The sequence below is a fragment of the Actinocatenispora sera genome (genome assembly GCF_018324685.1).
GTDB lineage: Bacteria > Actinomycetota > Actinomycetes > Mycobacteriales > Micromonosporaceae > Actinocatenispora > Actinocatenispora sera.
In genome coordinates, this window is sequence record NZ_AP023354.1 from 2,979,927 (window position 1) to 3,002,237 (window position 22,311).

Here is a 22,311-nt window from a genome sequence, read left to right on the forward strand (position 1 = left end):
GGCAGGAGATCTCATGAGCGCCATCAGCATCATCGGTACCGGGAACATGGCCCGCACCATCGGCGCGCGGGCGGTGGCCGGCGGCAACACCGTCGAGATCATGGGCCGCGATCGGGCCAAGGCCGCGGACGTGGCCCAGGCTCTCGGCGGCGGCACCACGACGGGAGAGTGGGGCACCGCCCCGGCCGGGGACATCGTCATCATGGCCCTGCTGTACGACGGGGTCGTGCCGGTCGTCGCCCGCTACGGGGACGCTCTCGCGGGCAAGGTCGTCATCGACATCAGCAACCCCTTCAACGCCACGTTCGACGGGCTGGACCACCGCGAGGAGACCTCGATCGCGCAGCGGGCCGCCACGGTGGCCCCGCAAAGCACCAGCCTGGTGAAGGCGTTCAACACCGTCTTTCGTCAGGTCCTGGAGAAGGGCCGGCCCGACATCTTCCTCGCCGGCGACGATGCGCAGGCCAAGAAGGACGTGGCGGTGTTCGTCGAGAGCCTCGGGCTGCGCCCGCTGGACGTCGGCGGCCTGAAGATGGCGCACTGGCTCGAAGGAGCGGGCGTGGTCACGGTCGGCCTCGCCAACCACGGGGTGGGGAACCTGGACTTCTCCCTGAGCATCACCGAGCTTCCCGCCTCGGCCACCACCTGACCGGAGGCCGGCGGCTCGACCGTGTCACCGGGGGCGGCTGCGTCAGCCGCTCCCGGTTCGGCTCGGGCGGAGGGGTTCTCGGTGGCGCTACAGCGTGACGACGATCTTCTTGCCGCCGTGCAATCCATGGTCGAAGCGGCGATGCGCCGCGACGACGTCGTCGAGCGCGAACACCTGGTCGATGGCGGGCTGTAGCGCACCCAGGCGCACCCCGGCGTCCAGGAACGCCGCCGCACGCCGGACCACCGAGGGATCGACGAGGTGGTCGAAGGCCCGGTAGTCGACGACGGTGACCGGCGCGTCGCCAGGGTCGGGGGTGGGCCGCGGATCGAGGAACCCCGCCGCGACCAGCGTCCCGCCGGGGCGGGTCGCCGCCAGCAGGTCCTGCTGGCCGGGCCCGCGGACGAGATCCAGGACGACGTCCACGCCGGTTCCGCCGGTACGGCGGTGGGCGGCGTCGGCGACGTTCTCGCGATCGGTGGCGATCACCACGGCGGCCCCGGCGGCGAGCAGTTCCGCCGATCTCGCGGTCGCCCGGGTCACGCCGATGGGCACCGCGCCGATCTAGTGCGCGATCTGCATCGCCGCGCGCCCCACGCCACCCGAGGCGCCCGAGATGAGGACCCGATCGGCGGGGCGCATCCGCGCCGTCTCGACCAGCGCGTGGTAGGCGGTGAAGTAGGCGACCCAGAACGCCGCCGCCTGCGGGACGTCGAGTCCGGCCGGCCGGTGGACGACCGCGCTCGCCGGGATCGTGATCTGCTCGGCGTAACTGCCCCGGACGACCGAGTCCGGGATGGCCGTGACGACGACCGGTTCCCCCGGCCGCAGCCCGCGGACCTGGGCGCCGACCGCGTCGATGACACCGGTGGCTTCGATCCCGAGGCGGGCGTGCGGCAGCGGTACGGGCGCCGGCGAGGCGCCGGCGCGCATCATCGCATCGATCGGATTGACGGCGAACGCCTCGATGCGCACCCGTACCTCGCCGGCCCCGGCCCCGGGCTCGGGCACGGGCTCGTCGACGATGCGCAACACCTCCGGCCCACCGAACTCGTCGAAGACGACGACTCGTGGCATGGTGGCTCCTTCGTGTCCGGTTTCGTTCTCGCCTCACCACGCTAGGTCGACGTGCGTTACCTGCAGGTACCTTGGATCTCATGCAGAACACGGCAGGGCCGGCCTTCCTCGCCGACTGCCCGACCCGTCTCTCGACCGAGATCCTCGCCGACAAGTGGTCCGCACTGGTGCTGTTCGGGCTCAGCCAGCGCCCGCGCCGGCACGGCGAACTGATCGAGGCGATCGGCGGCATCTCCCGCAAGGTGCTGACCCAGACGCTGCGCCGGCTCCAGCAGTACGGCCTGATCGAACGCCACGCCGAAACGGCGCGGCCGGTCGAGTACCGCCTCACCGACCTCGGTCAGACCCTCATCGAGCCCATCGAGGTCCTGACCAGCTGGGCCAGGGACCACGGCGCGGCGATCGCCGACTTCCAGGAGGCGGCCGAAGCCTGACGAAGCCCGGCGCCGGATCTTTGGCGCCGGGCTTCGGGCGGGTTGGGTCAGCCGGTGCAGGTGAGTTGGGCGTCGGCCCAGTCGGCGTTGTCGTGGCCGATGCCGTCGCCGGCGTCACCGACCTGCAGGACCAGTTCGTGCACGCCGGTGACATCGGCGGTCAGGTGCTGGGCTGCGGTGGTTCCGGTCAGCACGCCGGTACTCGCCACCGTCCGGCCGTCGGCGAGCACGGTGAAGGTGACCGAACCCTTCCCGCCAGCGGAGTCGTCGACACCCGCGTAGCTGCTGAACGAGGTGCACTTTCCGGCGAGATCGAGGACCACGGTGCTGACCGCGTTGGTACCCACGCCCTTGGCGTAGGTGGTACCGCGGATGGTGATCGGGCTCCCGTCCCCGGCGCCGCTGCCGCCGACGTTGGTGTCGCGTTCGACGGGGCCGTAGCCGTTCGTCGCGGAGACGAACGGAAGGTCGCTGACGTACACCAGCCCGGCGGGGCGGATCGTGACCGGGTAGGTGGATCCGGCCCGGGCGGTGGCGCCGTCCTGCCGGTAGCCGACGATCGCGGCCAGGGAGTACGCGCCGGCCGGCGCATCGGAGCCGACCGTGACCCGCCAACTCAGCGGTACCGTCGCGCCCGGCGCAAGCATGGCCGGTGCCTGCCGGACCGCGGTGGCGCTCCAGCCGGTGGGTACGTCCAGGCGGGCGTCGATGGCCGTGAGGGTCCCGCCCGCGTCGTTGCGCAGCACACCGCCGACGGTGAAGCTGTCCCCGGGCTTCGGCTGATCCGGTATGTCGGTACTGGTCAGCGGGGTGACGGAGGCCCGGCTCGGCAACGTGGGCCGGCCGTAGACGCTGGCGCTCCAGTTCGGGGCGTGGTTCTGGTGCACCGTGACGCCACCGCGCACGGTGCCCAGGTCGGTCAGCGCCACCTTCTCCGGCCCGTTGCCGGGGCCGCCGTCGCTGGTCACGGCCAGCGCGATGGTGTTGTCGCCCCGCGGGTTCAGGATGCCGTCGGGCACCGGGAAGGTGTGCTGCGGGCCGACGTCGGCGATGTACTGGCCGACGTTCCAGCCGTTGACGTAGATCAGCGCCCGGTAGTTCGCGTCCGACCGGGCGGTGTCGGGATCGCCGATGGTCAGGCCGATCGAGGCGTCGTCGTCCGCCGGTACGTTCAGCGACACGCGGGTGCGGTACCAGGTGGTGCCGGGCGCCGCGCCGGCCTGTGGAAGGGTGGTGTTCGCCCAGGAGCCGTCGGGGTAGCCGGGAAGCTGCCAGCCGTGCCGCTCGCCGTAGAGACCGCTGGCGTTCATCACCCCGCGGGCGGTGTCGACGATGTTCTCGCCGCCCAGGTTGCCCTGGATGCGCCAGCTGATGGCCGGCTGCGCCGGGCTACCTGCCGAGTCGGTCATCGTGGCCGCGATCAGCCCACGCCCCTCCTTGTGCGCGTCGTTGACGCCGCCGTCCTCGTTGTGGCCGTCGTTGCGGACCATCACCGACAGCACGTGCGAACCGTTGGTACGCAACCGCTCGGGCACCGTGAACGTGGCGGTACCGGTGGTCGGCGGGCTGCTGGCGCCGGTCTTGAGCACGTCCTGGCCGAGGTAGACGCCGTCCAGCCAGGCCTGCAGCATGCCGGCGCCGCCACCGCCGTAGCGCAGCGCGATCGTACTGGCGTCCGAGCCGCCGGTGTAGCGGCCGCGGTACCAGACGTCGCCCTGGTGGAAGCCGTAGTCGTCGGCGGTCAGTACCGGTTGGCCCGCCGGCGGCTTGGTGGTGGAGTTCGTCGTGGTCCGGTCGGCGTGCTGCCAGCCGGAGTCGTCGAATGCGGGCGTCGATTCCGGCGAGCCGGCCGCGGTCTGCCAGGTGGCGGTGCCCAGGTCGGGCAGCGTCACCGCCTGCGCGCCGGGCAGCTTCGAGGTGGCGAGCAGGCTGCCGTCTGGCTGGGCCTTGGTGGCCACGTCGTCGCCGTTCCAGACGATCGACCGGATCTTGGCCGGGCCCCACACCTCCAGCGGGGCGGGGTCGGTCGTGTCGCCGGTCAGGTGCAGGCTGGCGCCGTGCGAGGCCGCCGTGCGGACCAGTTCCGGGCCGCGTTCCAGGACCGGGCCGGCCGCGGTGTCCTGCTGCCAGAACGTACCGGCGGTGTCGGTGTCGGCCAGCAGCAGCGTCAGCGGATCCCGCCCGCCGCCGCTGATCCGGACCCGGGCGAGACCGTCGTGCACGTAGTCGAGCCGCAGGTCGCCGCTGGTGGCGTCGTAGCTGCTCGCCACCGATCCGGACAGCACCTGCACCGTCGGCTCGCTGTCGTAGCGCAGCACGGTCTCGCCGTCCTCGCCGTGCGGCGCGTACAGCAGCGCCAGCTGGCCTTTGCCCGTGTCGAGGTGGGTCATGATCTGCGAGGTGGAGTAGACCAGGTGTGGGCTGGCGGTGCCGGCCGCGGAGTCCAGGTCGTAGTTCGCGGTGAGGATCTTGGCGTCCTGCCCGTCGATGCGCAGCCGACCCTGCTGCGGCACGGTGTAGCTGCCGTCCGCGGTGTCGACCGGGAAGCTGAACGCGGTGTCGGTCGTGGCGTTGGACGGGTCGTGCATCGCCACGTAGAAGTGGGTTCCGGTGTCGGGATTGACGTCGTGGTAGACCTTGATCTCGGAACTCGACGGCGTGATCGGGTCACCCTTGTCGACCTTGGTCACCGGCTCGACGCTCTGCAGGAACAGGCCGAGTTGTTTCATCGTGGTGGCCTTCGGCCGGATCTGCCGGGCCTCGCTGATCGCGGCGCCGTAGTCGTACGAGCTGTAGACCACCGGCGCGGGCAGCCAGCCCCAGGAGGTGCCGCCGTAGGTCATGTAGACGTTGTGGATGCTCAGCCGGTTGGCGATGTCGGTGCCGTAGGTGACCCGCTCGTAGCCGGAGCCCTCCTGCTTCGACATGCACTCGTAGCTGCCCGGACCGCCCCAGTAGTCGAACCAGCCGCCGCCGCGCTCGGCGACGAAACCGGGGGTGTTGGGCGAGGCGGTCGAGCCGCCCTTGGCACCGCCGGCGCCCCAGATGCCCCAGTCCGGTGCGACGGTGGGCGATCCGGGGGTGTTGTTGCTGTGGCAGGAACCGCCGCCGTAGCCGTCGAACGCGTACAGGTCGGTCGGTCCCTCGACCGTGCCGGGCACGTCGCTGCCGGTGGGCACCCACACGCCGTTGCGGCCCTTGTCGTTGTGGAAGATCGGCACCGTGATGCCGTCCTGGCGAGCCATCTCGTACAGGTGCTGCAGGTAGTTCTTCTGCGCGGTCCCGGTCGAGGCGAGTTCGTTCTCGATCTGGTAGAGGATCACCGGCCCGGTGCCGTTGGTGTACTGGTGGCGGGCCAGGATCGCATCGATGTGGTGCAGCCACTCGTCGGCGGCCGCGAGGTAGTCCGGTGCGTCGCTGCGTGCCCGGCCCGCCTGCGTGGTCAGCCAGCCGGGGAACCCGCCGCCGTTGGTCTCGCCGTTGATGTACGGCCCGGGGCGGGCGATGACGTACAACCCGGTCTGCTGGGCGATGTCGAGCAGCTCGTCGACGTCGCGGACGCCGCCGAAGTCGTACTGGCCGGGTGCGGGGGAGTGGTAGGCCCAGTCGAAGTACAGCGACACCGCGTTGTAGCCCTCGGCCTTGATCTTCTGCAACACGTCGCGCCACAGATCCGGGCTGGGCAGCCGGAAGTAGTGGAACTCGCCGGACCAGACGTAGGTCCGCTTGCCGTCGAGCAGCAACGAGTACTTGTCGAACGTGACCGTGTGCGCCGTCGCGGTGCCTGCCCGGCCGGCGGGAGCCGGGGCGGCGCCGGCCGTGGAGTCGAAGCTCGCCGCGAGCATCGTCACCACGAGGGCGAGGCCGATCACGGTTCGGGTGAACGCGCGCCGGTGCGGCCAGTGCGAGCGAGCTGAGGGGGCGTGAGAGTTCGAACGCAGCATCGTGCGGCTCCTGGTCTCTACCAGTAGAAACTCACCTGTCCACGGAGGGTGGATTGCGTTGGAGTTTGATCGTTCGCGAGCGAACCTGTCAAGAGTTGTCCCAGGCCGAGCGGGCCCAGGCCGTTCGAGCCTGGTTGTTCATGAACGATTACGTCCAAATACCAGCGCGCCGCCGCATTCCGGTCGAGATGCCGCCTCCATTTGACTGACTGACTTCGTCAGTCAATAATCAGCCCATGCGTGGACGGGTACCGCCGAGGCCGGTGGCAGAGATCGCCGAGGCCGGGGCACGGGTGTTCCTGACCAAGGGCTACCGGGCGGCCGGGATCTCCGACGTCGCCGCTGCGCTGAAACTCAGCCACGGCGCGGTCTACACGTACGTCCGGAGCAAGGAGGCGTTGCTCTACCTCGCGCTGCTGCGACTGACGCGACCCGAGGCGCTGGCCGGGCTGGAGATTCCGGTGGCCACACCGACCGCCGCGCAGGTCGCCGCGGCGTTCGAGACCGGCGACGACCCGTTCCCGGTACTGACCGCGGCGGTCGGCCCCGACCGCCCACACGTCGCGGTCGCCGCGGAACTCGCCGCCGTCGTCGACGAGCTGTACGGGTTCGTCGAGCACAACCGGCACCTGCTCGCGCTGGTCGAGCGCTGCGCCGCCGACCTGCCCGAGCTGGCGCAGTACTACTTCGTGCGGCGCCGGCGCGCGCTGCTCGCCTCGCTCGCCGAGTTCCTGGAGCGCCACCTGCGCTCGGGTGCGCTGCGCCCGATGCCGGACGTGCCGGCCGCGGCGCGGTTCATCGTCGAAACCGTCACCTGGTTCGCCTGGCACCGCCGCGACGACCCCGACTCCGCCGACCTCGACGACGACGCGTGCCGGCGCACCGTGCGTCACCTGCTGCTCGCCGCGTTCGTCCCCGACACGCCCGCCTGACCCTCGAACGGAGACCGCACCGTCGTGCCCGATCTCGAACTACCCGCCACCGCCCACCGTGCCGGCGCGCCCGCCGCCGGACCCGCCGCGCCCGATCGGGGCGCCGACGAGCCGGCGTCCGGGTCCGGTGCGTCCGACCGGGGCGCCGACGGGCCGCTCTCCGGGTCCGCCGCGCCGGATCGGGGCGCCGACGAGCCGCTCTCCGGGTCCGTCGCCGGCCCTGCCCGGGACGAACCCACCGTCGACGGGAGGCGGCGTGCCACGCTGGCGTGGCGGCCGGTACTGGCGATCATGGCGGTCACCGGGCTCGTGCACCTCGCGGTGGCGACCCGGTTCGGCTGGCATCGCGACGAGTTCTACTACGTGATCTCCGGCCGTCACCTGGCCTGGGGCTACCCCGATCAGCCGCCGCTGGCCCCGCTCCTGGCCCGGCTGGCCGCCGACCTGCCCGGCGGGGTACTGCCGCTGCGGCTGCTCGCGATCGCCGCCCAGCTCGGCTGCGTACTGCTGGTCGCCGCGCTGGTCGCCGAGCTCGGCGGGCGCGGCCGCGCCCAGGCCGTCGCGGCCGGCGCCGTCGCCGCCTGCCCGGTGTTCGTCGCCGCCTCGATGCTGTTCGGTACCACCGTGCTCGACCAGCTGGCCTGGGCCGCCGTGTTGCTCACCGTGACCCGCGCGCTGCGTACCGGCACGGTGCGCGGCTGGCTGCTGGCGGGCGCCGTCGCCGGGATCGGGTTGGAGAACAAGGACACCATCGGCGTGCTGCTGCTCGGCATCACGATCGGCGTGCTGCTGTTCCACCGCGCCGCACTGCGCACCGCCGGGCCGTGGCTGGGCGCGGCGCTCGCTGTACTGCTGACCGTACCGAACCTGCTGTGGGACGCCCGGCACGGCTGGCCCGAACTGCACATGGGCGCGGTACTGGCGGCGCAGCAGGGCGGCCCGCTCGGCTCCCTGGCCCAGCTGCCCGAACTGGCGCTGCTGCTGGCCGGTCCGCCGCTGGTCACGCTGTGGTTCTTCGGCATCCGCTGGCTGGCCTCGGAGTCCGGCCGCAACCACCGGTGGATCCTCGTGGTGGCGGCGACCGCGATCGTGGTGTTCACCGCCAGCGGCGGCAAGAGCTACTACCCGGCGCCGGTGCTGATCGGGCTGTTCGCCGCCGGCAGCAGGTGGTTCGAGGCCCGCAGCGTCGCGACGGCGCCGCGGCAGCGCTGGCGGTACCCGGTCGCGATCGTCACCTGCGGGATCTTCGCCGTCGTGTTCGGCCTGCCGGTGCTGCCGGTACGCGCCGAGAACGTGTTGCGCGCGGTCAACCCGCAGCCGGTGGAGACCTACGGCTGGCCGTCGTTCGTCCGGCAGGTCACCGCGGCCGCGGCCACGATGCCGCCCGGTACCACCATCTTCACCAGCAACTACGGTGAGGCCGGGGCGCTGACCACGCTCGGCCCGGCCGACGGGCTGCGACTACCGGTCGCCAGCGGGCACAACGCATACATGCTGTGGGGCCCGCCGCCCGGTACCACGCCCGACCACGTGCTGTGCGTCGGCGAGTTCCACCCGCACTACCTGCACCGCGCCTGGTCCGACGTGCGGGAGATCGCGCCGATCACCACCCCGGGCGGCATCGTGGACGAGGAGACCGCCCAGCACGCCGCCATCTACTCCTGCTCCCGGCCACACGGCAACTGGACCCGACTCTGGCCCGCTCTCCGCCACCTCGACTAGGCCCGACTTCGACTGCGCCGGCCGCGCGGGTGCCGCCGGTCTGTGCGGCATGCCGGGACCGGAAGAGCGACCGGCAGCTATCCGAGGCGCCGGAGCGCCGCCTCGACAGCATCCTCGACCCGGGAAGTCATGCCGGACACCTCGACGGGACGGCGCCCGGCGACCTGACCGCGGATCCACTTCGGCTGGCTGTCGCCATGGTGCAGCAGGGCGTACAGGTCCCACCACGGATCGAGCGTCACCCCGGCGATCGACTCGTAGAGCAACCGGAGCTGCTCGGACCACTCGGGCGATTCGAGCGCCGCCAGGTACCGGCGACACTGCCCGACGTCGATCGCGCGCGGCCCTCGATGGATGCCGTTCCAGTCGGTCAGCCCGGTGATTCTCCCGCGCGACCACAGCAGGTTGACCGGCAGGAAGTCGCCGTGCAGGAACACGGCGGTGTCCTCCGGTGGCGGCGCCGCCATGGCGGCAAACGCCGCCTTCCACACAGCTGGCCTCCGCGCGCCGGCCGGCACCCGGAGCTCGCCGACGGGCGCGATCCAGGAATCCGTCCACGGGTCGAACGTCTCCGCGGGTAGATCGAGGGAATGCAGCGACACGGCGATCTCCGCGATCCGCGTCAGCCACGACCGAGGGTCCGCCGGATCGAGGTGAACGTGCCCCGGCAGCCGGGTCATCAGCAACGACGGCGCGCCGCCGGTCGATGCACCGGCCACGTCGGTGGCCAGGACGCTCGGGACCGGGAGCCCGCTTCCCGCCACGACACCAAGGTTGGCGATCTCGTTCGCCAAGGCTTCCTGCAGGCCGAGCCCGGCCGGGTACTGCCGCAGCACGACGAAACTTCGCCCGCCACGCCCCTCGACAGTCACCCGGTGCACGGCAGAGCAGACACCACCGGTCAATCGGCGGTAGCCGACGACGCGGCTGCCTCGACCCATCGAGGCCGCAACCCAGGCGAGGGTCTCCGCGGAGGGCCGACGCTGCCTGAACCCGCCGTCCCGCCAGTCGCCGTCGGTCATGTGATCGAGGCTATTGGGCGCGGAACCCCCGGCGACAGCCGTTTCTCACCCGCAGCGGCGATGACCCGGCCGGACACCACCGGGGACTGGCGCGATGGAGTAGGCGGGTGAGGTGGGCACGGCGGGGAGCCGCCGGCGCTACGGCCGGCGGCTCCCCGGTCGCTACGACCGCTGTACGGGCAGCGAGAGGTAGAGGCGGGTGCCCTGCGGCCGGAAACCGACGCGCTCGTAGACCCGGCGGGAGCCGTCGCCGGAGTACTCCAGCCACACCGATCCGGCTCCCTGGACGAACATCGCCTCGGCCAGCGCCGCGGTCACCGCGGTCGCGATGCCCCGTCCGCGGTATGCGGGCCGGGTACCGACACCGCCCAGCTCGGCGGTGTCCTCGGCCGGCGGGGAGCACGCCGCCCCACCGGCACAGCCGCCGTCGGCTGCCGGTACGAAGCGCACCGCCCCGCCGTCGTCCTGCATGCGCCGCAGCCGGGCGACGCCCTCCGGGGAGGACGCGAAACCGTCGCCGAACGCCTCACCGAGCGCGGCATCCAGCGCCGCGTACTGCTCGTCGGTGGCGGGTGTCTGCACCCGGGGAACCGAGACGGCCCGGGGAACCGTCAACGTGTCGGGGGTGCAGACGAGGTACTCGTGTACCGCCTCGGTGGTGAAGCCGGCCGCGCGCAGGGCCGGCTCGACCCGCGGTGCGGCCTGCGGCGCGAACTCCAGCCGGGGCAGCAGACCGCGGTCCCGGAACTGCGCGACCAGGCCGGCAACGTCGTTCGCGGTCGGCGCGGCACCGGGCAGCGGCGTGGCGTAGTTCAGGTACGGGCTGTCGGTGTCCGGGCTGAATCCTGCGACGAATCCGCCGGTCTCGACGACCAGCGGGCGGCGCCGAAGGTTGGCCACGGCGAAGCGTTGAATCTGGGTGTCCATGGTGGGTACTGACCTCACGAAGTCTCGAACGAAGCCCCGGCGGTGCGGGGCAGGAGAGAACGGCGGTGTGCAGGACACCGCATCGTGGGGCCGCCGCGGGGGCGTGGCAGTGCGGCTGCCGCGTGGCAGCCGGTCAGTGCCGGCGGCGGCCGCTGGGGCGCGCCGAGTTCATTGGCTTCGTTCCTCACCGTGAGCGCGGCTGCGTGGCCGCAGCGCGCCGGCCAGCATGCCAGGGCCGCCGGCGTGCCGGCAAACGGTTATCGGAACCTGCGCGGGCGGCCCCGGCAGGGTCGGCTGGGCACCGCGACCCGGTGCTCAGTTCGAGACCCGATCGGAGGGCAGCTCGGGCGCCCGGTCCGGGGTGCGGGAACGGTGCCGTGCCACGGTACTGGCCAGGCCGATCAGGCAGACCGCCGCCGCGATCAGGAACGGTACGGCCGGCGTGCGCGGCGACAGGGTGGCACCGGCCGCCGCGGCAGCGAGGGTGGCGCCGACCTGGCGGGTGGCGTTGAGGATGCCGCCGACCGCGCCGGCGGCATCCGGCGCGGCACGGTCGACCGCGTAGCCCACCAACGCCGGCAGCGTCCAGGACACGCCGGCCCCGCACAGCAACAGCCCGACACCGAGCAGTACGGCGTGGTCGCCGGCCACCGCGGCCGCGGCCAGGCACAGCCCGACCGGGAACGCGACGAAACCCAGCCTGATCGGCACCACCGGTCCGAAGGCGGCCACCAGCCGCCCGGTCAGCAGCGGGTTGACCGCCACCAGCAGCGTCATCGGCAGCAGCGCGACCCCCGTTCGAGCCGGGCTCGCCGCCAGCACCAGCGGGATCGAGAAGATCACCGTGGTCAGCGCGTAGTTGATCGCGGCGCCCCAGCCGAACGCGGTCCACACCGGCCGGTTGCGCCGCAGCGAGCCCGGGACCAGCGGCGCCGGCGAGGACCGATCGATCGCCGCCGTGCCGAACGCCAGAGCCAGCGCGACCAGGCCGAACAGGGCGGCCTGCGGCCACGAGCGCTGGCCGGCCCGGGTGATCGCGAGCGTCGCGGAGGCAAGCGTCGCGGCCAGCACGAGATGCGGCAGCCACGAGATCGCCCGGGCCCGCCGCACGGTGGCGATCCGCGACCGGCACAGCACCAGTACGACCAGCGCCAGCGGCGCGTTGAGCACGAACACGGCGCGCCAGCCCGCCACGGCGATCAACCACCCGCCCAGTACGGGGCCCGCCGCCATCGCGGCGCCGCTGATCGCCGCCCAGGCGCTGATCGCCCGCCCGCGCGAGCGCGGCTGCCGGTACAGGTGGGCGATCAGGGCGAGCGAGCTCGGCACGATCGCGGCGGCGAAAAGCCCCAGCAGCGCCCGGAACACCAGCAGCGCGGCGAGGTCGGGCGAGCACGCGCAGGCCAGCGAGGCGGCGCCGAAGCCGGCCACCCCGACGACGAAGACCCGGTAGCCGCCGAGCCGGTCGGCGAGGCTGCCGCCCAGCACCAGCGCGGCGGCCAGCGCCATGGTGTAGGTCGTGGTCGCCCAGCCGACGCCGACGACGCCGGTGTGCAGCGAGGTCATGATGCTGCGCTCGGCGACGGCGAGCACCGTGGTGTCCAGCAACACCATGAAGTACGCGAGCGACAGTCCGAGCAGTTGCGGGGTCCGGGAACGTTCGGCGGGCACGGTGGGCGCGGACACGACTCTCCTTGTACCGACGGTGACGGGACGCTGCACCACGCTGCTCCCGTACGCCGCCCGGTTCGACCGGCCCGGCCGCATCCCCGTTCGGCATCTCCGAACACCTGCCTACGCTGGGCGGGTGGACCTGGACCAACTCCGCACCGCGCTCGCGCTGCTGCGGTACCGGACGATCAACCGCACGGCCGCGGCCGAGGGCCTCGCGCCGTCGTCGGTGTCCGACCGCGTCCGCCGGCTGGAGGCCGAACTCGGCGCGCCGCTGTTCTCCCGCGACCACACCGGCATGCACCCGACCGCCGCCGGCCGCGACTACCTCCGGGCCGCGGCCACCGCGCTGGCGACGCTCGACGAGGCCGCCGAGCACCTGCACGCCACGCCGGGTCTGGTCGTCGGCGCGCAGGCGTCCGTCGCCGACGAACTGCTCCCGGCGGTACTCGACGAGCTGCGTCGCTCGCACCCCGACCTTCGGGTACGGCTCCGGCCGGATCCCGACCGCGGGCGGCTGCTGGCGGCGCTCGACGGCGGCGAGATCGACGCCGCGGTCCTGCTCGACACCGGCGAGCAGGTCGGCGATCTCGGGTTCCCGCCGCCGGCATCGGCGCCGGAACATCTCGACCTGCGTACCGTGGCGATGACCGTGGTCGCCGCGCCACGCCATCCGCTGCTCGGCCGGCCGGCGACCATGGACGAGATCCGGCGCACCGGCGGGCTGCTCGGGCGCGAGCCCGGCTGCTCGTTCTGGATGGCCACCCGGCGCTGGCTCGGCCCCGACGTCGACCTCACCGCCGTCGGCGGCCTGGCCCAGGTACGCGACTGGGTCGCCACCGGCCGCGGCATCGCGCTGCTGCCCCGCTTCGCCGTCCGTGCCGACCTCGACTCCGGCCGCCTCGCCGCGCTGGACGTAGCGGTACCGCCGCTGCAGTTGCGGCTGATCTGGCGGCACGACGACGACGCGGCCGACCGGCTCCGGCCGCTGCTCTACGCGCTGACCCGGGCGTGACCGGCGGATTCCGCTCGCCGGCGCCCGCCCCCGGTGGGTACGATCGCGTTTCGCCGCGGGGACGCCACCGCCCCTCGGCTACGCGTTCCGGCGTTCGAGAGTGGGTATCTGGTTCATGGCGGCTCGTATCGGTGAACTCGTCCTCGGTTGTCGCGACCCCCAGTTGCTGGCGCGGTTCTGGTGCGAGATGCTCGACTTCGTCGTACTCGACCGCGAGGACGACGGCACCCTGGAGATCGGTCCGCGCGAGGGATGGGGCGGCCCGCAGGCGACGATCATCCTCAGCTACCGGGACGAGCCGGAGCCGGGCAAGTCCCGGCTGCACATCGACCTCAACCCCACCGACCGCGACCAGGACGCCGAACTGGAGCGCCTGCTGAAGCTCGGCGCCCGCCCGGCCGACATCGGCCAGACCGGCGAGGAACCCTGGCACGTACTGGTCGACCCGGAGGGCAACGAGTTCTGCCTGCTCCGCGCCCGCATCGACCCGGTCTGACCCGCCCGCCGGCGCTCCGCGCGCCCGATCGGTCGTTCCTCCGCCCCTCCGCTGGGCCGTCGCGGGCGCCCGGATCGGTTGTGCATCCGGCACCGCCCCGCCCGGTGGTCTCGGGCGCCCGGTCAGCGGTGTGTCTCGGTTCGAGTGACCCGACGATGCGGCGACGGGATTGGTTCGAGCTCGGTCAACGGATGCGCTGCCGACCCGGCACGATCCCAGTCGATCAACGCCAGTTGCCCCGGTAGCAACCCGACCACCGTCCCCCGCGACGCGCACAGGTCGCCGCGCCGTTCGTGGTCGTCGCGATCGAAAACCCTGTCACCAATACGGATCTGCACACGATCACCCCCATCAGGAATCCTGCATGCCGCGGGTCCGCCGCCGGGCCGGGCCGGCTCGTCCAGCCCGACAATGTCATCCGGTTGGTGGGGCTGCCCGCAGGAGAAGACCCCGCCGTCCGGCGTGGCCGGCGGGCTGAAGGAACTGCCTCGCCCGCCTCCTGTGACGCCGGCTCCGCTGCGGGTTTGAAATCTCAGCTACCAGCGGGGCGGGCAGCGTTGCGCGCAGTCGGTCGATGACGCGCAGGATCTCGCCGCGATTCTTCGCCGACTTCAGCCAGCCGGGCAACCGGGCCAGCATCGTCAGCCCGCCGACGTCGCCGCGTTCGCGCAACCGCGCACCGACGTAGCCTTCCAGGACGTCCAGGTGGGCTTCGTTGAACGCCCACAGAGTCTGCCCGCAGCAGCGCTCCCGCAGCCACAGCGGCTGATGAAAGTACGGATCGCTCGGCCCGCCCCCGCCCTGGCACGAGTACGTGACCGGTCCCGCGCCGGGCGAGTCCCGTACGTGGCCACATGCACGGCACGATAGTCGGCGCGGCCATCGGTCCGAGTACCGATCGGGAGCCTGATCGCCGAGCCACGGCGCCACCTCGGCACGGCCCCGGCAGCCGGGGCAGACCACGTGGACCGGGTACTCCGCCAACGCCTCCAGCGACACACCTGGGTCTGCGGCCAGCCGTGCTCCACCGGCGTGGTGCGTGCCGACCGGTCACACGATCATCCTGTAGCCGAGTTCTTCGGCGGCGATACTCCAGAACGAGTCCTCGTCGGCGACCGCGGGTGCGTCGAGTTCCCGGAACCTGGCCCGCAGCGCATCGGCGAACTGGTCTGCGCCACGCTCGGACGCTTCGGCATCGTTCGACTCGTGGGCCTCCACCTCGGCGTTGGCCTTCACATACTCGTGCGTGAACGCGACGAACGCCTCGACGCTGGCGTTGACCAGATCGGGTTCGTCGTCGTCGGGCAGGATCCACAGCGATCCGTCGTCGCGGCGTACGCCCAGGGCGCTGATGCCGGAATCGAGCGCCACGATCGCGTGCGGCACCCCGCCGACGGAGCGCTCCGACAGCGGAGCGGCCTGCCACTCGCCCGGGTACGGGCAGCCGGCGGAGCCGGCGAACAACGCGACCAGCGCGGCATCATCCATGCGCGGAATCTATCCGCACCGCCTACGTCGAGGCGGTGTCGGTGGTGTCGACGGGTTCGGTGGCGAGGGTGGCGGCCCAGGTGGCGAGCAGCTTCAGGTTGTCGGCGGTGGGGGTGTTGGGGTCGGCGGTGTAGATGTTGAGCCGCAGTTCGGGTTCGGAGGCCAGCGGCATCGACTCGAAGTTGAGGTCGAGCCGGCCGACGACCGGGTGGCGCAGCCGCTTGCGGCCGCTGCGGTGGAACTTGACGTTCTGCGAGGCCCAGTGCCGGCGGAACAGCTCGCTCTGGGTGGACAGCTCGCCGATGAGGGTGATGAGGGCTCGGTCGTGCGGGTTGTGGCCGGCTTCCAGCCGCAGCGCCGCGGCGGCGTCCTCGGCGATGCGATCGTGGTCGACGAAGTACTCCCGCGCCGCCGGGTCGAGGAAGGCGAACCGGGTGGTGTTGGCGGGCCGGTTGCCCTTCGCACCGGCCACCGGCGAGGCGAGGACGGGGGAGTAGAGCGCCCGCGCCATCGGGTTCATGGCGAGGATGTCGTGCCGGGAGTTACGTACCCAGGCGGGTGCGTCGGTGATCGCGTCGAGCACCTGCCGGATGACCGGCCGTACCGTGGTCGCGGCGGGGCGGCGGCGACGGTTGGTGGCGGGGCCGGCGGCGCGGGCGAGCGCGAACAGGTGCTCGCGCTCGGCCTCGTCGAGCTGCAGGGCGTTCGCGACACCGTCCAGGACGGAGTCGGAGGCGCCGGTCAGGTTCCCCCGTTCCATCCGCACGTAGTAGTCGACGCTGACCCCGGCGAGCAATGCGACCTCCTCGCGGCGCAGGCCCTTGACGCGCCGGCGTCCGCCGTAGGCGGGCAGCCCGGCCTGCTGCGGGGTGATGCGTTCGCGTCGGGAGATCAGGAAGTCCCTGACCTGGGCGCGTTGCTGCGGGGTGTCCACCCGGTCCACGGTAGGCGCCGGCGCGCCGGCCAGGGAGGTAAAGCCTTTACCTCTCAGCCCGGTCGTTCGGCTTCTAGCCTCGGACGCATGACCTCGACTCCAGACCTGCTGATGAACAACGGTGTGACCATGCCCGCGCTCGGCTTTGGCGTGTTCCAGAGCTCGCCGGAGGAGACCGCGGCCGCGGTCGAGACGGCCCTGCGGGTCGGCTACCGGCACATCGACACCGCCGCCGCGTACTTCAACGAGCGTCAGGTCGGCGAGGGCATCCGCCGATCCGGGGTGGACCGCGCCGACGTGTTCGTCGAGACCAAGGTGTGGGTCAGCGACTACGGCTACGACACGACATTGCACGCGTTCGACAAGGCCGCCCGCAAGCTCGGCGTCGACCAGCTCGATCTGCTCATCCTGCACCAGCCGGCCCCGGACCGCTTCGATCAGACGATCGCGGCATACCAGGCGTTGGAGACGCTGCTGGCCGACGGCAAGGTCCGCGCGATCGGTGTCAGCAACTTCATGCCGCACCACCTCGACGAGTTGCTGAAGCAGACCACGATCGTGCCTGCGGTCAACCAGATCGAACTGCACCCGTACTTCGCGCAGCCGGAGGTGCAGCGCGCCGACGCCGAGCACGGCATCCTCACCCAGGCGTGGTCGCCGATCGGTGGCATCACGTTCTACCCGGGTTGGGGTGAGCACCGCCGCAACGTTCTCGACGATCCCACCATCGGCGCCATCGCCGCCGAGCACGGCAAGTCGCCGGCGCAGGTGATGCTGCGCTGGCAGCTGCAGCACGGCCGCTCCGCCATCCCCAAGTCCACCAACCCGGGCCGGATCGCGGAGAACTTCGACGTCTTCGACTTCGAGCTGACCGCCGACCAGGTCGCGAGCATGGATGCGCTGGACACCGGCGTACGCAACGGCCCCGACCCCGACGTGGCCCGCCCGGAGATGTTCGCCCGGGTCATCCCGGAGGACTGAGTCCGGCAACGCCAACCAGCCGGAGCCGCCTCGCGGCGGCTCGATCCTGCCCGGCACACGCGATACGGAGATCATCGAGATGCAGAAGAATCCTCGGGCCGGCACCATGCGGATGGCGGCGGCGAGTTTCACCGGTGAGGTCTGGCTGGATCCGGTCTTCGACGGTGACGGCAGCTCCCGGCTGACCGTCGTGTTGGTCCGGTTCACCCCCGGTGCCCGCAGCAACCGGCACTCGCACGCCAACGGGCAGCTGCTGGTCTGCACCGACGGCGTGGGACTGGTCGCCACCCGCGACGGCAACACCGTCCTGTTGCGTGCCGGCGAGAGCGTGTGGACACCGGCCGGCGAGGAGCACTTCCACGGTGGTACCGCCGAGCACATGATGTGCCACTACGCCATCCTGGACGCCGCCGGCCACGCCGACGCCACGACCTGGCGGGAGGCCGTCACCGACGAGCAGTACGCCGCCGCCAACGCCGCCGTGGCCGTGCAGCGATGACCAGCGGCCGCAGCGGCGGTCCACCGGCGGCGGGAGGCACCCGAGGTCAGGTCGTTGCCCGGCGGCGGCGTCGGTAGGCGGCGACGCGGGCCCGGTTCTGACAGGTCACCGAGCAGAAGCGACGATCGTGCGTGGGGGAGGCGTCGACGAACACGTCGGCGCAGGCCCGCCCGGTGCAGATTCCCAGTCGATCGCTGCCGTACCGGTCGAGGTGCTCGCGCAGGGTCAGGGCGCCGGCTGCGACCAGCGCGTGGGCGGGCGCGCCGACCGTCCAGGCGGCCAGGACGCCGTCCGCGCCGTCGACGATGGTCGGGCGTACCCCGGTGTCGGTGAGCATCGCGGCGACCAGGGCGACGCGTTCGGCCGGATCGGTGCTGGCGAAGACCGGATGCAGCAGGTCGGCGGCGCGGCGCATCGCCGGCTCGTCGACCTGCTCCTCGGGCACGCCGAGGCCGGCCGGCGGCCGGGCCGGGAACGGGTGGTCGGTCTCGCCGGCGACCTCGCGCGGCACGGTGCCCCATTCGTTCACCAGTTCCACCAGCGCGGCCGGCTGCATCGGATCGAGAGTGATCGGCACCCCACGAGTGTAACGCGCAGCCTAGCGTCAGCGCGTTGCTTGGCGTACGGTACTAAGCATGTCCAGTGCGTTACGGATTCGGTCATGATCGACGCCAGCCTGCTGCCCGCCTACGTCGTGGCCGTGCTGCTGATCGCCCTCGCCCCGGGGCCCGACATGGCCTACATCGTGGCTGCCGCCACCGCGCACGGCCCGCGGGCCGGGGTGCTGTCCGCCGCCGGCATGGCGCTGGGCATGGTCGTGCACGTCACGGCCACCGTGGTGGGGGTCGCTGCGCTCGTGACGGCCGTGCCGGTCGCGCTGGATGCGATCCGTCTCGCCGGCGCGGTCTACCTGGGCTGGCTCGCCGTGGACACGCTGCGCTCCGCCGCCGCCGGCGGGCTGACCGGGCGCGTCGCGCCGAGCCGCGGTCAGCTGCTGCGCCGGGCGACCCTGACCAACCTCGCGAACCCGAAGGTGATCCTGTTCTTCGCCGCGTTCCTGCCGCACTTCGTCCGGGCCGACCGCGGTGCGGTCGCCGGTCAGCTCCTGGTGCTCGGCGCGGTGTTTCTGCTCGTCGGGCTGGTGGTGGACAGTGCGATCGGGCTCGCCGCCGGGCAACTGCGCACCGCGCTGGCGCCGGGCTCGCGGGCCGGCCGCGCCCTCACCGTGCTGGCCGGCGCCACCTTCGCGGTACTGGCCGTCCTGCTGGTGGTCGACGTGGTCACGGCGTGGCGCTGAGCAGCGCGCGGGCGAGGTGATCGAGGCCGGCCCCCGCGCGCGCGGCCGGGTACTCGCCGGTGAGCGCGGCGCGTAGGTCGGCGGCGAGCGGCGCGAGCAGCGCGTGCGCCAGGTAGTCGGCGTCGAGTTCGGGTCGCGCCTGGTGCAGCAGGATCGCCACGTGCCGATGCCAGAACCGGTACGCGCCGATCCGGTACCGGGCGCCGGGGCTTGCGGTCTCGGACACCCGGATCAGGTCGAGGTGGGTGTCGAGGAACTCCGCGTACGCGCCGAGGAAGGCGCGGAGCCGCTCCCCGGCCGGCGCGCCCGGCCCCAGCGGCGGCTCGCCGGACAGGATCTGTTGCTGCAGCACGCTCTCGCGGGCGTCGAGGACCGCGACGGCGAGGCCGGCCTTGTCGCCGAACCGGCGAAACAGCGTGCCCTTGCCGACGCCGGCGGCGGCGGCGACGGCGTCCATCGACACCGCGCCGACGCCGTGCTCGGCGAACAGCCGCTCGGCGGCGTCGAGGATCTTCGCCCGGTTCCGCACCGCGTCGGCGCGGGTCGCGGGCGCGGTGGGTGCGGCGAGGCGCAGCAACTCCGGGGGAGCACTTGCGGAAGCGGACTGCGGTCCGTTAATGTCGTCCATGGCAAGTGGACTGTAGTCCGAATCTACCGAAGGACGCCACCCATGACCGCATCCATCACCCGCGACGAGCTGCGCGCGGCCGTCGAGACCGGCACCGTCACCGTCGTCGACGCCCTCGGCGGCGAGTACTGGCAGCGGCAGCACCTGCCGGGCGCGATCCCGCTCGTCGCGGCCGAGGTCCAGGCCCGGGCCGCGGACCTGCTGCCCGACACCGCCGCGCCGATCGCCGTCTACTGCTCCAACCCCGCCTGCGGCAACAGCAAGGACGTCGCCGCGCGGCTCGAACGCCTCGGGTACACCGACGTCCGGACCTACCGGGACGGCATCGAGGACTGGGTCGGCGCCGGCCTACCCACCGAGTCGGCGACGGAGGCGCGGGCATGACCACCACACCCATGCCGGTACGAACGGTCGACGGGGTCACGCTTCCGGCGCCCGGCAGCTGGCGCATCGACCCCGGCCACGCCGAGGTCGCGTTCGTGGGCCGGCACTTCCTGATCACGAAGGTCCGCGGTCGGTTCACCGGGGTCCGGGGCGCCGTCGCGGTGGCGGAGGCACCGGCCGACTCGTCGGTCACCGTCGACATCGACATGACCACCGTCGACTCCGGCGACGCCACCCGCGACGAGCACCTGCGCTCGGCGGACCTGTTCGACGTCGAGCGGTTCCCGACCGCGACGTTCCGCAGCACCGAGGTGCGCTGGCACGGTACGCAGGGAACGGTCACCGGCGAGCTGACCGTGCACGGCGTCAGCCGGTCCGTCGAGCTCGCCGCCGAGTTCCGCGGGCACGTCCGCGATCCGTGGGGCGGCGACCGCGCCGTCTTCTCGGCCACCACCACCATCGACCGGGAGGCGTTCGGGCTGACCTGGAACATGGTGCTCGACAGCGGCAGCCTGCTCGTCTCCCGCGAGATCACCGTCGAGATCGAGGTGGAGACCGTACTGGAGCCGCACTGACCAGGTATGCCACGACCGCGAGCCACGGTCGGGCACAGCGCCGCCGGGCGCCCGATCCTGGGTGGCCCGGCGGCGCGGGGCCGAACCGACTCGCCGCCCCGCCAACCGGGATCGGGGCGGTCCGCCGACCGAGCGGGTGCCGGTACGACTCCGCCGTGACGGCGCCGAGGCGTCCCAGCTACGGTGACGGTCGCCGGGGTGGCCCCGGCGCACGGGGAGATGTCGGTGACCACCGACCACACGGCACGGCCCTCGCGTCGCTGCGGCGGCGACGAGGCGGACGGGAGTACGACATGGGCACCGCACTGATCGTCGGTGATGTCCAGCGGGGCATCACCGGCAGCTACCCGTTCGCCGCGCGGGTCGTACCGCCGCTCACCGACCTGCTGCCCCGCGCCCGGGCGGCCGGCGCGCTGATCGTGTTCGTCCACTTCGGCTTCCGGTCCAACGGTGCCGATCTGCCGCCGAACAACCCGCTGTTCCGGTCCTTCTTCGACGCCGGGGACGCCTTTCACGAACAGTCGGACGGACCCGAGATCGCCCTGCCGGTCACCGCCGACGACGTCGTGATCCTCAAGCGCCGGGCCAGCGCGTTCGCCGGTACCGACCTCGATCTGGTGCTGCGCGCGCGGGGCATCGACACGCTCGCGATCGCCGGCGTCGCCACCAGCGCCATGGTGGCCGCCACCTGTTACGACGCGGCCGACCGCGACTACCGGCTGACCGTCCTGCGCGACGGCTGCGGCGACGGCGACCCGGCCGTACACGACTTCTTCATGGACACCGTGTTCCCCAGCCGCGGCGTCGAGGTCACCTCCTGCGCGGACTGGCAGCCGGCCTGAGACCGGTGCCGGTCGTCGCCTCGTCCGAGCCAGCGCACGGCTAGGCTGCGGACGATGGCACGGACCAAGGGGGACCACGACGCCCGGCGCCGCGAGGTGTCCGAGGCGGTCTGGCGGGTTCTCGACGCGCACGGGTTCGGTGGCCTGACCCTGCGCGCGGTCGCCGCCGAGCTGGGCGCCACCACCGGCCTGCTGACCCACTACTTCGCCACCAAGCGCGACCTCGTGGCGTACGCGCTCGACCTGCTCGAACAGCGGACCCTCGACCGGCCCCGCGAGACGGCACCGGACGAGTCGGCGGCGCTACGCGTCGCGCTGCTCGGGGTTCTGCCGCTGACCGCCGAGGCGGCGACGAGCAACCGGATCTGGGTCTCCTCCTGGGATCCCGCGCTCGCCGACGCCGGGCTCAGTCGCGACCACGCCCGCCGGTACGCCCGCAGTCGCGACCGGCTGCGCGACCTGGTCGCTGCCGGGCAGCGGCGCGGCGACCTCGCCGCCGGCGACCCGGCCGACATCGCCGCCGGCGCGCAGGCGTTCGTGCTCGGGCTGGTCGTCCAGTCGCTGTTCGAGCCGGCCGCGTTTCCGGCCCGGCGCCAGGTCGCGCTCGTGGACGGCTACCTGCGTAGCCTTTCGCCGATGCCACGCTGACGCCGGACCCGGTGCGGTACCGGCGATGCGCGGCTGTCGGATCCGGCCGCGGCCTCGCTCCGAGACCACGGGGGCTACGGCATCGCGCGTCTGGTACCTATGCTGGACGACACGCGTGCCCCATAAGGCCGATTCGGACGGGTGAG

Annotated in this window: 24 protein-coding genes; 13 read left to right on the forward strand and 11 right to left on the reverse strand. The window is 72.5% G+C overall.

All coding sequences use genetic code 11. The features are described 5' to 3' along the window. Positions 1–13: 13 nt before the first annotated feature. Positions 14–649 (forward strand): NADPH-dependent F420 reductase, encoded by a 636-nt coding sequence (locus Asera_RS14265; RefSeq protein ID WP_030448549.1) that lies wholly within the window; start codon positions 14–16, stop codon positions 647–649. Between the two features lie 87 nt (positions 650–736). On the opposite strand, the gene Asera_RS14270 is transcribed toward Asera_RS14265, so the two are convergent. After that, positions 737–1,204, reverse strand: a complete 468-nt coding sequence (locus Asera_RS14270) for a zinc-binding dehydrogenase (protein WP_211255734.1) — start codon at positions 1,202–1,204, stop codon at positions 737–739. A 9-nt stretch (positions 1,205–1,213) separates the two neighbouring features. After that, the gene (locus Asera_RS14275; RefSeq protein WP_211255733.1) at positions 1,214–1,726 is read right to left on the reverse strand and encodes an alcohol dehydrogenase catalytic domain-containing protein; all 513 of its coding nucleotides are present in this window, start codon (positions 1,724–1,726) and stop codon (positions 1,214–1,216) included. A gap of 80 nt (positions 1,727–1,806) precedes the next feature. On the opposite strand from Asera_RS14275, the gene Asera_RS14280 reads away from it, so the two are divergent. Beyond that, positions 1,807–2,160 carry a winged helix-turn-helix transcriptional regulator gene (locus Asera_RS14280; protein WP_030448548.1) on the forward strand — a complete coding sequence of 118 codons (354 nt, stop codon included), beginning with the start codon at positions 1,807–1,809 and terminating at the stop codon, positions 2,158–2,160. A gap of 47 nt (positions 2,161–2,207) precedes the next feature. Here the strand turns inward: Asera_RS14280 and Asera_RS14285 are convergent, their stop codons facing one another. After that, positions 2,208–6,032: a beta-galactosidase gene (locus Asera_RS14285; protein ID WP_157035074.1), complete on the reverse strand. Its 3,825-nt coding sequence runs from the start codon at positions 6,030–6,032 to the stop codon at positions 2,208–2,210. A gap of 308 nt (positions 6,033–6,340) precedes the next feature. Here Asera_RS14285 and Asera_RS14290 point away from each other — a divergent pair, with 308 nt between their 5' ends. After that, positions 6,341–7,036 carry a TetR/AcrR family transcriptional regulator gene (locus Asera_RS14290; protein WP_030448546.1) on the forward strand — a complete coding sequence of 232 codons (696 nt, stop codon included), beginning with the start codon at positions 6,341–6,343 and terminating at the stop codon, positions 7,034–7,036. Between the two features lie 24 nt (positions 7,037–7,060). Beyond that, complete coding sequence (locus Asera_RS14295; RefSeq protein ID WP_211255732.1) at positions 7,061–8,758, forward strand: glycosyltransferase family 39 protein; 1,698 nt, start codon at positions 7,061–7,063, stop codon at positions 8,756–8,758. Between the two features lie 77 nt (positions 8,759–8,835). Here the strand turns inward: Asera_RS14295 and Asera_RS14300 are convergent, their stop codons facing one another. The 3 genes from Asera_RS14300 to Asera_RS14310 all read right to left on the reverse strand — a co-directional run bounded on the left by Asera_RS14300 (position 8,836) and on the right by Asera_RS14310 (position 12,393). Next, entirely contained in the window at positions 8,836–9,780 is a 945-nt protein-coding gene (locus Asera_RS14300) for a phosphotransferase family protein (RefSeq protein WP_084132438.1), read from the reverse strand. A gap of 162 nt (positions 9,781–9,942) precedes the next feature. Then, the gene (locus Asera_RS14305) at positions 9,943–10,707 is read right to left on the reverse strand and encodes a GNAT family N-acetyltransferase (RefSeq protein ID WP_030448543.1); all 765 of its coding nucleotides are present in this window, start codon (positions 10,705–10,707) and stop codon (positions 9,943–9,945) included. A gap of 315 nt (positions 10,708–11,022) precedes the next feature. Next, positions 11,023–12,393 (reverse strand): MFS transporter, encoded by a 1,371-nt coding sequence (locus tag Asera_RS14310; RefSeq protein WP_211255731.1) that lies wholly within the window; start codon positions 12,391–12,393, stop codon positions 11,023–11,025. 121 nt (positions 12,394–12,514) lie between these two features. Here Asera_RS14310 and Asera_RS14315 point away from each other — a divergent pair, with 121 nt between their 5' ends. Both Asera_RS14315 and Asera_RS14320 read left to right on the forward strand, forming a co-directional pair. Then, positions 12,515–13,393: a LysR family transcriptional regulator gene (locus tag Asera_RS14315; protein ID WP_030448541.1), complete on the forward strand. Its 879-nt coding sequence runs from the start codon at positions 12,515–12,517 to the stop codon at positions 13,391–13,393. Positions 13,394–13,508: 115 nt separating this feature from the next. Next, positions 13,509–13,889, forward strand: coding sequence for a VOC family protein (locus Asera_RS14320; protein WP_030448540.1), 381 nt, complete (start codon positions 13,509–13,511; stop codon positions 13,887–13,889). Between the two features lie 122 nt (positions 13,890–14,011). Here the strand turns inward: Asera_RS14320 and Asera_RS14325 are convergent, their stop codons facing one another. From Asera_RS14325 to Asera_RS14335, 3 genes are all read right to left on the reverse strand, one after another. Continuing rightward, positions 14,012–14,227, reverse strand: coding sequence for a hypothetical protein (locus tag Asera_RS14325; protein ID WP_157035073.1), 216 nt, complete (start codon positions 14,225–14,227; stop codon positions 14,012–14,014). Between the two features lie 712 nt (positions 14,228–14,939). Beyond that, the gene (locus Asera_RS14330) at positions 14,940–15,377 is read right to left on the reverse strand and encodes an SUKH-4 family immunity protein (RefSeq protein ID WP_030448539.1); all 438 of its coding nucleotides are present in this window, start codon (positions 15,375–15,377) and stop codon (positions 14,940–14,942) included. Positions 15,378–15,399: 22 nt separating this feature from the next. After that, the gene (locus Asera_RS14335) at positions 15,400–16,311 is read right to left on the reverse strand and encodes a helix-turn-helix domain-containing protein (protein ID WP_211255730.1); all 912 of its coding nucleotides are present in this window, start codon (positions 16,309–16,311) and stop codon (positions 15,400–15,402) included. Positions 16,312–16,398: 87 nt separating this feature from the next. Here Asera_RS14335 and Asera_RS14340 point away from each other — a divergent pair, with 87 nt between their 5' ends. Both Asera_RS14340 and Asera_RS14345 read left to right on the forward strand, forming a co-directional pair. Then, on the forward strand, positions 16,399–17,292 hold the full coding sequence (locus Asera_RS14340; RefSeq protein WP_030448537.1) for an aldo/keto reductase: 894 nt from the start codon (positions 16,399–16,401) through the stop codon (positions 17,290–17,292). 79 nt (positions 17,293–17,371) lie between these two features. Beyond that, positions 17,372–17,791, forward strand: a complete 420-nt coding sequence (locus Asera_RS14345) for a cupin domain-containing protein (RefSeq protein WP_030448536.1) — start codon at positions 17,372–17,374, stop codon at positions 17,789–17,791. A 46-nt stretch (positions 17,792–17,837) separates the two neighbouring features. On the opposite strand, the gene Asera_RS14350 is transcribed toward Asera_RS14345, so the two are convergent. Further along, the gene (locus tag Asera_RS14350) at positions 17,838–18,368 is read right to left on the reverse strand and encodes a CGNR zinc finger domain-containing protein (protein ID WP_157035072.1); all 531 of its coding nucleotides are present in this window, start codon (positions 18,366–18,368) and stop codon (positions 17,838–17,840) included. An 84-nt stretch (positions 18,369–18,452) separates the two neighbouring features. Here Asera_RS14350 and Asera_RS14355 point away from each other — a divergent pair, with 84 nt between their 5' ends. Continuing rightward, positions 18,453–19,088, forward strand: a complete 636-nt coding sequence (locus tag Asera_RS14355; protein ID WP_035297996.1) for a LysE family translocator — start codon at positions 18,453–18,455, stop codon at positions 19,086–19,088. Here the strand turns inward: Asera_RS14355 and Asera_RS14360 are convergent. Then, positions 19,072–19,716 carry a TetR/AcrR family transcriptional regulator gene (locus tag Asera_RS14360; RefSeq protein ID WP_084132434.1) on the reverse strand — a complete coding sequence of 215 codons (645 nt, stop codon included), beginning with the start codon at positions 19,714–19,716 and terminating at the stop codon, positions 19,072–19,074. The two genes, Asera_RS14355 and Asera_RS14360, sit on opposite strands and share 17 nt — an antisense overlap. A 42-nt stretch (positions 19,717–19,758) precedes the next feature. Here Asera_RS14360 and Asera_RS14365 point away from each other — a divergent pair, with 42 nt between their 5' ends. The 4 genes from Asera_RS14365 (at position 19,759) to Asera_RS14380 (ending at position 22,165) form a co-directional block, all read left to right on the forward strand. Beyond that, entirely contained in the window at positions 19,759–20,100 is a 342-nt protein-coding gene (locus tag Asera_RS14365) for a rhodanese-like domain-containing protein (protein ID WP_030448532.1), read from the forward strand. Next, complete coding sequence (locus Asera_RS14370; RefSeq protein ID WP_030448531.1) at positions 20,097–20,675, forward strand: YceI family protein; 579 nt, start codon at positions 20,097–20,099, stop codon at positions 20,673–20,675. Before Asera_RS14365 ends, Asera_RS14370 begins: the two co-directional genes overlap by 4 nt. A gap of 293 nt (positions 20,676–20,968) precedes the next feature. Continuing rightward, complete coding sequence (locus Asera_RS14375; RefSeq protein WP_030448530.1) at positions 20,969–21,517, forward strand: cysteine hydrolase family protein; 549 nt, start codon at positions 20,969–20,971, stop codon at positions 21,515–21,517. A gap of 54 nt (positions 21,518–21,571) precedes the next feature. Continuing rightward, positions 21,572–22,165, forward strand: a complete 594-nt coding sequence (locus tag Asera_RS14380) for a TetR/AcrR family transcriptional regulator (protein WP_030448529.1) — start codon at positions 21,572–21,574, stop codon at positions 22,163–22,165. The last annotated feature ends 146 nt before the right edge of the window (positions 22,166–22,311 follow it).

What these genes read in the sequence shown, in the direction of transcription:
- Asera_RS14305 (WP_030448543.1), bottom strand. Translation starts at nt 10,707, where the DNA reads ATGGACACCCAGATTCAACGCTTCGCCGTGGCCAACCTTCGGCGCCGC.
- Asera_RS14275 (WP_211255733.1), bottom strand. Translation starts at nt 1,726, where the DNA reads ATGCCACGAGTCGTCGTCTTCGACGAGTTCGGTGGGCCGGAGGTGTTG.
- Asera_RS14370 (WP_030448531.1), top strand. Translation starts at nt 20,097, where the DNA reads ATGACCACCACACCCATGCCGGTACGAACGGTCGACGGGGTCACGCTT.
- Asera_RS14280 (WP_030448548.1), top strand. Translation starts at nt 1,807, where the DNA reads ATGCAGAACACGGCAGGGCCGGCCTTCCTCGCCGACTGCCCGACCCGT.
- Asera_RS14340 (WP_030448537.1), top strand. Translation starts at nt 16,399, where the DNA reads ATGACCTCGACTCCAGACCTGCTGATGAACAACGGTGTGACCATGCCC.
- Asera_RS14360 (WP_084132434.1), bottom strand. Translation starts at nt 19,716, where the DNA reads ATGGACGACATTAACGGACCGCAGTCCGCTTCCGCAAGTGCTCCCCCG.
- Asera_RS14265 (WP_030448549.1), top strand. Translation starts at nt 14, where the DNA reads ATGAGCGCCATCAGCATCATCGGTACCGGGAACATGGCCCGCACCATC.
- Asera_RS14320 (WP_030448540.1), top strand. Translation starts at nt 13,509, where the DNA reads ATGGCGGCTCGTATCGGTGAACTCGTCCTCGGTTGTCGCGACCCCCAG.
- Asera_RS14330 (WP_030448539.1), bottom strand. Translation starts at nt 15,377, where the DNA reads ATGGATGATGCCGCGCTGGTCGCGTTGTTCGCCGGCTCCGCCGGCTGC.
- Asera_RS14345 (WP_030448536.1), top strand. Translation starts at nt 17,372, where the DNA reads ATGCAGAAGAATCCTCGGGCCGGCACCATGCGGATGGCGGCGGCGAGT.
- Asera_RS14355 (WP_035297996.1), top strand. Translation starts at nt 18,453, where the DNA reads ATGATCGACGCCAGCCTGCTGCCCGCCTACGTCGTGGCCGTGCTGCTG.
- Asera_RS14300 (WP_084132438.1), bottom strand. Translation starts at nt 9,780, where the DNA reads ATGACCGACGGCGACTGGCGGGACGGCGGGTTCAGGCAGCGTCGGCCC.
- Asera_RS14375 (WP_030448530.1), top strand. Translation starts at nt 20,969, where the DNA reads ATGGGCACCGCACTGATCGTCGGTGATGTCCAGCGGGGCATCACCGGC.
- Asera_RS14380 (WP_030448529.1), top strand. Translation starts at nt 21,572, where the DNA reads ATGGCACGGACCAAGGGGGACCACGACGCCCGGCGCCGCGAGGTGTCC.
- Asera_RS14290 (WP_030448546.1), top strand. Translation starts at nt 6,341, where the DNA reads ATGCGTGGACGGGTACCGCCGAGGCCGGTGGCAGAGATCGCCGAGGCC.
- Asera_RS14365 (WP_030448532.1), top strand. Translation starts at nt 19,759, where the DNA reads ATGACCGCATCCATCACCCGCGACGAGCTGCGCGCGGCCGTCGAGACC.